This is a genomic window from Desulfofustis glycolicus DSM 9705, assembly GCF_900130015.1.
GTDB classification, from domain to species: domain Bacteria; phylum Desulfobacterota; class Desulfobulbia; order Desulfobulbales; family Desulfocapsaceae; genus Desulfofustis; species Desulfofustis glycolicus.
In genome coordinates this window covers 1-9,374 of sequence record NZ_FQXS01000055.1, presented here as the reverse complement: position 1 = coordinate 9,374, position 9,374 = coordinate 1, and the positions used below count along the sequence as shown (strand labels likewise).

At 42.4% G+C, this 9,374-nt stretch carries 8 protein-coding genes and 2 pseudogenes; 6 read left to right on the top strand and 4 right to left on the bottom strand.

Annotated elements, in window-relative coordinates; translation table 11 throughout:
• Positions 1 to 244 (bottom strand): IS3 family transposase (locus BUC26_RS21885; RefSeq protein WP_073376496.1); only part of this gene is annotated, 244 nt, incomplete at its 3' end.
• Between the two features lie 199 nt (positions 245 to 443).
• Here BUC26_RS21885 and BUC26_RS21880 point away from each other — a divergent pair.
• The 3 genes and pseudogenes from BUC26_RS21880 to BUC26_RS21870 all read left to right on the top strand — a co-directional run bounded on the left by BUC26_RS21880 (position 444) and on the right by BUC26_RS21870 (position 4,081).
• Positions 444 to 1,615 (top strand): annotated as a pseudogene (locus tag BUC26_RS21880) (IS256 family transposase).
• A gap of 149 nt (positions 1,616 to 1,764) precedes the next feature.
• Positions 1,765 to 2,874, top strand: a complete 1,110-nt coding sequence (locus BUC26_RS21875) for a polysaccharide pyruvyl transferase family protein (protein WP_073379467.1) — start codon at positions 1,765 to 1,767, stop codon at positions 2,872 to 2,874.
• Positions 2,864 to 4,081 carry a glycosyltransferase family 4 protein gene (locus BUC26_RS21870; protein ID WP_073379465.1) on the top strand — a complete coding sequence of 406 codons (1,218 nt, stop codon included), beginning with the start codon at positions 2,864 to 2,866 and terminating at the stop codon, positions 4,079 to 4,081. Before BUC26_RS21875 ends, BUC26_RS21870 begins: the two co-directional genes overlap by 11 nt.
• A gap of 320 nt (positions 4,082 to 4,401) precedes the next feature.
• Here BUC26_RS21870 and BUC26_RS21865 read toward each other — a convergent pair whose 3' ends face one another.
• Both BUC26_RS21865 and BUC26_RS21860 read right to left on the bottom strand, forming a co-directional pair.
• The gene (locus BUC26_RS21865) at positions 4,402 to 4,923 is read right to left on the bottom strand and encodes a transposase (protein WP_208609881.1); all 522 of its coding nucleotides are present in this window, start codon (positions 4,921 to 4,923) and stop codon (positions 4,402 to 4,404) included.
• Between the two features lie 29 nt (positions 4,924 to 4,952).
• A complete protein-coding gene (locus BUC26_RS21860; RefSeq protein WP_208609880.1) occupies positions 4,953 to 5,357 on the bottom strand; it encodes a winged helix-turn-helix domain-containing protein in 405 nt (134 codons plus the stop codon).
• 446 nt (positions 5,358 to 5,803) lie between these two features.
• Between BUC26_RS21860 and BUC26_RS21855 the strand changes: the two genes are divergently transcribed.
• From BUC26_RS21855 to BUC26_RS21845, 3 genes and pseudogenes are all read left to right on the top strand, one after another.
• Positions 5,804 to 6,784, top strand: a complete 981-nt coding sequence (locus BUC26_RS21855; protein WP_143166129.1) for a hypothetical protein — start codon at positions 5,804 to 5,806, stop codon at positions 6,782 to 6,784.
• 143 nt (positions 6,785 to 6,927) lie between these two features.
• Entirely contained in the window at positions 6,928 to 7,989 is a 1,062-nt protein-coding gene (locus BUC26_RS21850; protein WP_161949922.1) for an IS4 family transposase, read from the top strand.
• Between the two features lie 122 nt (positions 7,990 to 8,111).
• A pseudogene (locus BUC26_RS21845) lies at positions 8,112 to 9,053 on the top strand (IS1634 family transposase); the annotation flags it as partial.
• A gap of 142 nt (positions 9,054 to 9,195) precedes the next feature.
• Here BUC26_RS21845 and BUC26_RS23500 read toward each other — a convergent pair.
• Positions 9,196 to 9,351, bottom strand: coding sequence for a hypothetical protein (locus BUC26_RS23500; RefSeq protein ID WP_153307098.1), 156 nt, complete (start codon positions 9,349 to 9,351; stop codon positions 9,196 to 9,198).
• Positions 9,352 to 9,374: the final 23 nt, after the last annotated feature.

The following is a 9,374-nucleotide window of genomic DNA, read 5'->3' as shown; positions in this document are numbered from 1 at the left end:
TGCCAATCTCGCTGTACAACAGTTCAGGTTCTCGATGTGCCGCGATCGGTGTAGGACCTCGCTTTCCTTCAAAGAGCGTTTTTGCCTGCTCTTGAAGTTCCTTCTTCCAATGCCCAACCGTAATAGGGTGGACCCCAAATTCTTGCCCTATCTCGTTGAGCGTTTTTATCCCTCGCAATGCCTCCAGAGCTACCTTGGCCTTGAACTCGGGAGTATGGAACTTTCTCTTCTTTCCTTCACTCATCTTTTCCTGTTCCTCGGGATTGCGTCTAGCTTAAACTACTGTCTTAAAACTGGGGTCCACTATAACATGATGGAACAATTTTCTGGTAATGTGCAAAAAGTTCTGCAAAAAGGAAAGGACCATGGCATGTGGTTATTAGCGGATAATCACATCTCCACAGGAGGAGTAAGCCATGGTCCAATCGAAATCTATCGTAAGCATGTCGGATGTCAAAGGTCTTTTGCATGAGAACCGGGATTTGCTCAAGACGTTGATCGAAGAGGTGGTCCAGGAAACACTTGAAGCAGAGATGGAAGAGGCGTTAGGGGCGCGGAAGAATGAACGGACGGAAGAACGGGTCGGTTACCGTAGCGGCTATTACAATCGTACGCTGATCACGCGGGTCGGCAAACTGGAGTTGCGGGTGCCCCAGGATCGCCAAGGCCGATTTTCCACGGAGCTCTTCGAGCGCTACCAGCGCAGCGAGAAGGCGCTGGTAGCCGCCTTGGCAGAGAGTACATCCAGGGCGTTTCAACGCGCAAAGTCAAGGTGGTCACGGAACAGCTGTGCGGCCACAGTTTTTCTGCCAGCTCGATCAGCAGCATCGTCAAGCGCTTGGACAACCAGCTGCAGGAATTTGCTCGGCGGCCGCTGGAGGAGGCATATCCGTACCTGATCGTCGATGCGCGTTACGAGAAAGTCAGGGAAAGCGGCTCTATCAGGAGCCGGGCTGTACTGCTGGCGATCGGCATCGACTGGGACGGCCGGCGCCAGGTGCTGGGCGTGGAATTGGCCAATCGTGAAAGCACCAGTTCGTGGAAAGAGTTTCTGCTCTCGCTCAAGCACCGAGGGCTGAAAGGAGTGGAAATGGTGGTGAGCGATGACCATGCTGGTTTGCGCAGGGCCATCGCTGAGGTGCTGCCGGAGGCGTGCTGGCAGCGCTGTTACGTTCACTTTCTGCGCAATGCTCTGGATTATCTGCCACGCAAAGCAGATGACGATTGCTTGCGCGAGTTGCGCTGGTTGTACGATCGCCGCGACCTGGCCGAGGCCCGGAAGGATCTGGCCGCCTGGCTGAAGCGTTGGCAAACGAAGTATGCCAAGCTGTGCGACTGGGTGGAAACATCGATCGAGGAGACGCTGTCGTTTTATCGGCTACCGTTAAGGCACCACAAGCATCTGAAGTCAACGAATATGCTTGAACGGCTCAATGAGGAGATCAAGCGACGTACCCGGGTGGTGCGGATCTTTCCCAATGAGCAGAGCTGCCTGCGTCTGGTACGAGCGTTAGCCGTTGAGACCCATGAGAATTGGATCGAGGCTCACCGGTATCTGGATATGAATCTGCTCAGAGAGCACAAAAAGCAGCTGTTGATGGAACTTGCAGCGTGAACCGCAGTCGGGCCGGCGATCGCCGGCCCGACTGTACACCACCACATGCTATGAAAGCAAATTGCAGAACTTGACGCACACAACTAATTTTCTTGACAGCATTTCTAAAAGTTAACTCTCTTTCTTTGTCGTGATTACTGAGAATGAAGATGAGAATTGGAATACTCACATACCAGAGAGCTCACAATCATGGTGCATTATTGCAAGCGTATGCCCTAAAAAAATATGTTGAATCGTTAGGGCATGATGTAGAGTTTGTCGATTATTGGCCAGATTATCATGAAAATCTCTTTCGACTTATTCCTAGCTTGTCAAATTCTTCTTCATTAAAATGGCTAAAAGCGCTAATAAAAGTTTCAATATCCTTAAGAAAATCATTGAGAAGAAAACGAGGTTACACTGATTTTATAAAAAATGAATTATTGTTGAAAAAAATACCAAAATATAAAACTCATAGTGCATTAAGTACGGCGAGTTATGATGTTGTAATTTACGGAAGTGATCAAATATGGAGAGAACATAAGTATACTCAATCTAGAAGTTTTGATGAGGTATATTTTGGAGAATATTTAAATTGCACGAAAAAGATTAGTTATGCTGCAAGTATGGGTGTAACTGAAATTGAATCTGATTCACTAAAAAAAATGAAAAATTTGTTGAATAATTTTAGCCATCTTTCTGTTAGGGAAAACCAATTACAAAAAATGATAGCAAAATTTACTAATGTCGAGCCAAAATTAGTTTTGGACCCAGTCTTTTTATTAAGTCAAGAATCATGGTTAAGACTACTTTCTACAGAGCGTATAATAAAAGAAAAATATATATTCTTCTATCAACTTCTCTTATCAAAAGAGGCAAATGATTTCGTTGAGTGTTTAAAAGAAAAAACAAATTTTAGAATAGTTGAATTGCAGGGGCGTCTGAATCCATTCAAATTTGGAAAGAGATATCATTGTCAAACGGCCAACTCGTTTGATTTCTTAAGGCTTATTAGGGATGCGGAAATAGTTGTGTCAACATCGTTTCATGGCGTTGCATTTTCTATACTGTTTAGGAAAAAATTTTATGCAATAGGAATGGGAAAAAATTCAGATAGAGTGAATACTTTACTACAAAAATCAGGACTTACAGAAAGAATGATTGATAATTTGAACTGTTTCGATTTTAATAATTCAATAAAGCAGATTAATGAAAATAATTTTAAACAGGAGATTGAATATTCAAAATTCTTTCTTAAAGAAGCTTTAAATGATAAATAACAATGAAATAAAGGTAATTTATGTTGAGAGAAAGGCTGATCTTTTTGGTTCATGTTTGTCTCTATTAAGTATGTTGGAATATCTCACTAAAAAGGGAATAAATCCACTTGTAATTGTAATAGAAGAAGGTGATCTTACAGAAAAACTTGAAGAACGAGGAATACCTTATAAAATAATTAAATATTACTTTAACATCTGGCCAAGAGTTAAGTTCTTGCCTGACTATCTATGGTTTGTGCCCAAAATAGTAGTATATCAATTCTGCAACATTCTATCTTTATTAAAACTAAGGAAAATAGCTAAAGATTTTAAGGCAGATATAATCCATACGAATATTGGTCCTTCTCATATAGGTTATTCCGTTGCAAAAAGTATGCGTATACTCCATTTTTGGCATCTTCGCGAATACCAAGACCTAGACTTTGGGTGGAAGCTTTATCCTTCAAAATATCATTTTGTCAAAAAACTTAAAAGTTATGCTAATTATAATATTCCAATTTCAAAAAATATTGCAAAACATTTTAGTTTAACCGGAATTAATTATCAAATTATCCCAGATGGTATTTTTTCTAAAACTGAAACAACTATAGATTTTTGCAAAGACAAGTACTTTTTGTTTGTTGGAAGAATTGCAGATTTTAAAGGTATCAAAAATATTTTATGGGCGTTTTCAAAATTTTGTGAAAATAATACAAAATATAAACTAATTATTGTCGGGAAGATTGGGAGTGAAGAATATAAAAAAGAATTAATTCTTTGTGCAAAAAATGAATTCAGTCTGGGGTTAATAGAATTCGTCGGATATAAAAAAGATGTTAAGCCTTTAATGAGAAAGGCTACTGCGCTAATTGTTGCATCAAAAATGGAAGGACTTGGAAGAGTAACAATTGAAGCCATGTTTTGTGGTTGTTTAGTAGTAGGAAAAAATATCGGGGGCACCAAAGAGATCCTAGGAGAAAAGCAACTGGGTTTGTTGTATAATAATGACTGCGAGCTTGTAACAATCTTGCAAAGTCTAGCTAATACCAACTTGGATTCTTATAAGGATAGAATTAAAAAGGCTCAAAAAGAGGCTATCCTACTCTATTCTATAGAAGAAAGTGGCGAGAAAATATTAAACTACTACAAACAGGTTATTCATTGCCACAAATTACCACAAAAAGCTCCAATCAATGCTCCAGATTTGGAATATGAGAAAAAATTATAGCATATAGTGCCAAATGAGTGACCATATTGCCCATGCGGTAACGATGGCCGAACCGATAATGAAATCTGATTACTAATGAAACTCAGCCATCTTCAAAACCCGCGCCGGGAACGGCTGAGTTCTCACAGCTATGAAACAAAATCGTGGTATCAACGACGTAGGTCGTGGCAGGGGTATCACCAGGTGATACCCCTGCACCGAAAAATGGGCCTGGCTGAGACTGCTACATAATCAGATAATGAAATAACGAGCAAGAATTTATTTTCTATTTTATCTACCGCTCTGACTCTCCACCTTGGATTTCTAATTATATTTCGCAATCAAGATGACTCTAATATCCACTGCCAGCCGATCAAAGACTGAATCGCTACCGGATTGTTTTCCAGGCGCCAAAGGCCGAAGGCCAGTTGGATTACGGCAGCGTCGAGAGAGTCAAAAACATTATTGGCAAATTCCTTTTCACATAATTCATCCCATAAATGTTCGACCGGGTTCAGCTCCGGAGCATATGGAGGTAAACGTATCAGCGCCATCTGCTCCGGTATCTCCAGTTCACGGGAACGGTGCAATGGGGCACCATCCAGCACCATTATCACAAACTCGTTGGAGTGACTTTGTGCAACTTGCTGCAAGAATATCCCTATGGTCTTGGCGGCCCTATCGTCGGCCAGCATCCAATCAAGGTGGCCATCCTCTGGCGTCACCGCGGCATACGCGTACATATATTCACGGATCAATGCTCTTCGCACCAGTGGGCGGATCGGCCATGGTGCCCAGCAACGACGAGGATCACTCAACCGTCCGAAGCGCGCTTCATCCTGGGAAATCAGGCGTACGGGCAAGCCTTTGCAATTCCTGGTTAGCGCCTCTGTCACTGTTTGGGCGAAGTTTTTTTAAAAGCATCCTGCGCCTCGGCGTCACGATTCGGATGGCAGGTATCAGGTTCCACCTTATGCCATCCGTGGCGGGCAAGCAGGCGATACACCGTCGACGGATGGACTGTTCGACCCAGATGTTGCTCCAACGCCTGATGAAGAGGTGGGACATTCAAGACGCCAACGCTCTTCGATGCAGCTATCCACGGCTCAAGAAAAGCTTGTTCTTCGGCAAAGGTCATCAGCTGTCGCCGTCGACCGCCCCAGGATGCTTTCTGTTTGGCGATACCGACAGCTTGTTCGCGAATCTGCCGCTGCATTCTCACGACCGTTGCAATACCAACGCCGAGCAATTCCCCAACCTCGGCGTTCGGGCAGCTATATTTCTTGGGGATCAACACGCTGAGCCCGGTGCGAAGCTCCCTGGCGGTTTTGGCCTCCTGGATCTGTGCTGGGCGACCTTTTCCATCGCAGTGGTGAGTTGTGCTGGCCTTGCCATAATATGCCTGTGCCTCCCCTGTAGAGGTATTCTGAGAAACCGCTTCAGATATATTGTATATTAGATCAATTTGAATGCAAATTGGAATAAGCGTTGCTTAATCTCTAAACTCCAGTAAAGAGCATGCACTTTTTTCTAAATACAACTAAAAATTTTTTATTTATATTCCTTGGAATATTACTATTTACATTTCCTAGACATTTTCAAGTAATTAAAATAATATTACTTTTAATATTGCTTATTGTTGGTACATTTGAATGCAATTTTAAACTGAAAATATCAAAATATGTTCTCACATGGTATTTTACTTATCTTTTTTTTGCATTTGCATGGAGCTTTTATGGGCTATTGAATTATAATCCTGGTGCCTCTGATGCCTTTAGAGTGGAATTTTTATGGTATTTGTTTTTTTTCGTATTCACGCTATTAGTTTCAATAGACGAAAAGACTATCATTCGAATGGTTTTTTGTTCCTCATTTTCCCTGTCTGTAGTCGGTTTATATATTGTATTGAATCCAGTATTTGGAAAATTATCGTTTTTAAGATGGATTCCTTTTGAATCAGTTCAGTATGTTAACGGAATAATCCGCACCGGTTTGCCAAATATTGCTTTTATATCGTTTTTGTTTCCAATTCTATTATTTATAAATACATCTGAGTCAACTAAAAATAAATTCATTTATTATATGATTATATCAATGTCCTTCTTTTTTATATTGTTAGCTGGCAGAAGAATTGTGCAAATCATCACAGCATTATTTTTAATTGTTTATTTTTTTACAAATTTAAAAAGAATGAATTTGACAATTATGGTTCCTGTCTTTTTCTTTTTAATAGTGTTACTTTTGTTCCAAACAGAGCTACTATTTTTTATCGATTTTAATTCATATTATAACTTATATATAAAGACTTTAATAACAGATGCAGCTGAAGATAAAAGATTTGTACAAATGATAGAGTTGTTTAGAAATTTTGCTCAAAACCCAATTATTGGCGTTGGCTTTGGGAAAGGAATATCGACACATATTGCAAATTTGGAGAAACCTTGGCACTACGAGTTAACATATTTTCTCTATCTATATCAAACTGGGATTGTGGGAATATCAATATTTTTCGGTTTATTTATCTCTTTGTTCAAAAAATTAAAAAGAAATGGTTTTGTCGGTAAAGCAATATCCATGGGTTTGGCGGGATATTTAATTGCAAGCGGAACAAATCCCTACATGTCGTCGGGTTTCGATTACAAATTTCCTGTTATTATCTGTTTGCTTTATATCTCATACATATCAAAAATTCAATCATGTCCAAAATCAGTAGTGTCCGGTTAAGAGTCGAATGACTCGGTATAACATACTGTATTAATAAACTGGAGTTTAGAGTCAATGTCGTTGACTTAACAACAAATAATCCAATACAAACTGTTTAATATTATATGGTTAAGTGTTATATTGAACTTGCATCTGACGCCAGAATGATAACCGCAACCCCTCATCTACGGAGACTTCAGTTATGCAAGAAAAATATCACTTTCCTTCCACTGTTGGCATGGAGCCTGCTTTTCAAATGCTGTGTCAATCTCGTTAAATTCATTGAAAATATTCTATCTCAACCCGATTTTATCGCTCGCCACCGCTTCTCAGAAAAAGATTTCGTCCGAGACCGGATTCTCTCACTTCAAGTCATCATTCTCTTTCTACTCAACTTCCTGAGAGGATCTTATCAGGATGAACTGGATAATTTCTTTAAAAATATTCGCGGATACAAGATAGCCCGCCGAATCGTTACCAAGTCAGAATTTTCAAAAGCCAGGAAGAAACTCAAATATCAGGCATTCATCGAACTTAACCAACAACAAACTGATTTCTTCTACAGAGAATTCAATCCCCGAACATGGCAAGGCTTGCGTCTTGCAGCATTCGATGGATCAACAGTAAGACTTCCCCCCACGAACGAAATTGCAGAACACTTTGGCACTTGGGGTGTTCACCGGGGCCCCTCATGTCCTATGGCCAGGATTTCTCAAATGTTCGATCCTCTCAACAAGATTTCTGTTGATGCGCTTATCGCACCAAAAGGTGTCGATGAAAGAGAGCTTGCTGCTGAGCATTGCAGATATCTCAGAAAAAATACTCTTATCCTCTTGGATAGAGGCTATCCTGCCTTTTGGCTGTTTAAGCTCATTTTATCCTATGAAGCTGACTTCTGTGCCAGAGTATCTAATACAAAGTGGAATATCGTTAGTGAGTTTTACCACTCTGGTCTGAGAGAAAAAATTGTTGAAATTCCTCCCATAAAGACAGCTTTGGCACAATGCAGGGATCTCGGTTTAGACACAGCCCCTTTTCGTTGCCGCTTGATTAGAGTTGAACTTGATTCTGGCGAAACGGGAATTCTTATTACCTCCCTAATTGATACGGCGCTGTACCCCTACGAACTCTTTAAGGAACTATATCACTGCAGATGGCCAGTGGAGGAAGATTATAAAGTCATAAAAACCTGGCTTACGATGGAAAATTTTTCAGGTAAATCCTGAGTTCCCGGAAAATTGTAACGATGAATTTAAATAACCACCTAAAAATATGATAATTTGAGGCAATTCTTCTTGCAATAACCTCGTTACAAAGTGTATATTGTAACGATGAGGGAGGATTGCCTATGGCCACCATCGTGTACCAAACCAACAAGAAGACCGGTGTCACCTACGCCTACGAATCGACTGCTTACTGGGACAAGGAAAAGCAACAGTCTCGAGCGAAGCGGACCTGTATCGGGCGGCTTGATCCGGTCACCAAGCAGATTGTTCCCAATCGCCCCCGGAAAAAACCGGTGGTGGCCGGGGGAAGAGCGAAGCGGGGACCGGTGCCGATCACCACGGCAGCTAGGAGTTTTTACGGCGCCACCTATTTCTTTGACTGGATCGGCAGTGTCACCGGAGTGGTTGACGATCTGCGTGCCTGCTTCCCCGATACCTGGCGGCAGATTCTTTCCATCGCCTATTATCTTATCCTGGAAGATCGTAATTCGCTCAGTCGTTTTCCCCGCTGGGCTGCCACCCATTGGCATCCGCACGGATCGCCGATTTCCTCGCAACGCAGCAGCGAACTTTTTGCGTCCATTACTGAAGCCGAACGACAGCGCTTTTTCGAGTTGCAGGGACAGCGGCGAGTCGAGAAGGAATATCTGGCCTATGACAGTACGTCTGTTTCCAGCTACTCGAAGTGCCTCAAGCAGGTACGTTACGGGAACAACAAAGACCATGAACCACTTGCCCAGATCAACCTGGCATTATTATTCGGCCAGCAGTCACGATTGCCGTTTTATTACCGGAAACTGGCCGGCAACATCCCCGATGTCAAGACGCTGACCAAGCTGCTGGCCGACATGAACACCTTGGGTTACCGGAAGATTAAGGTGGTCCTCGATCGAGGGTTCTATAGTAGTGCCAATATCAACGAGCTGTATCGTCAGCATCTGAAGTTTCTCATCGGTGCGAGACTCTCATTGAAGCTGGTCCAAGCAAACCTCGATCCAGTCCGCGAGACCATGCGCAGCTGGACGCATTATAGCCAAACCTACCAACTCTATGCCTATAGTGTTGCTTCTCACAATAAATGAACATCGTTTTCCTGATTATTTTGACAGCGTTGTCTGATTATTTTGCTGCTGCCCCCCCGGCCGGCGTCGCTGAAGCGCCGGCCAAGGGGCAAGCCGAGTACTGATGGGCAGTTCGTTTATCAGATCAGAACGGCACGTCCCGTTCCTGCTCGGGATCTTCGATCAGATGACCATCCTGGTCGGCGGCCATGAGTCGGCACTGATCTCTGACGAGTGCCCCAAGGTATTCGGTCAGTTCGAGTAGTTCGGAGAGGAAGTGGATAGTTTGTTCGGCTTTCATTGGGATGCTCCTTCGGTGAGAGG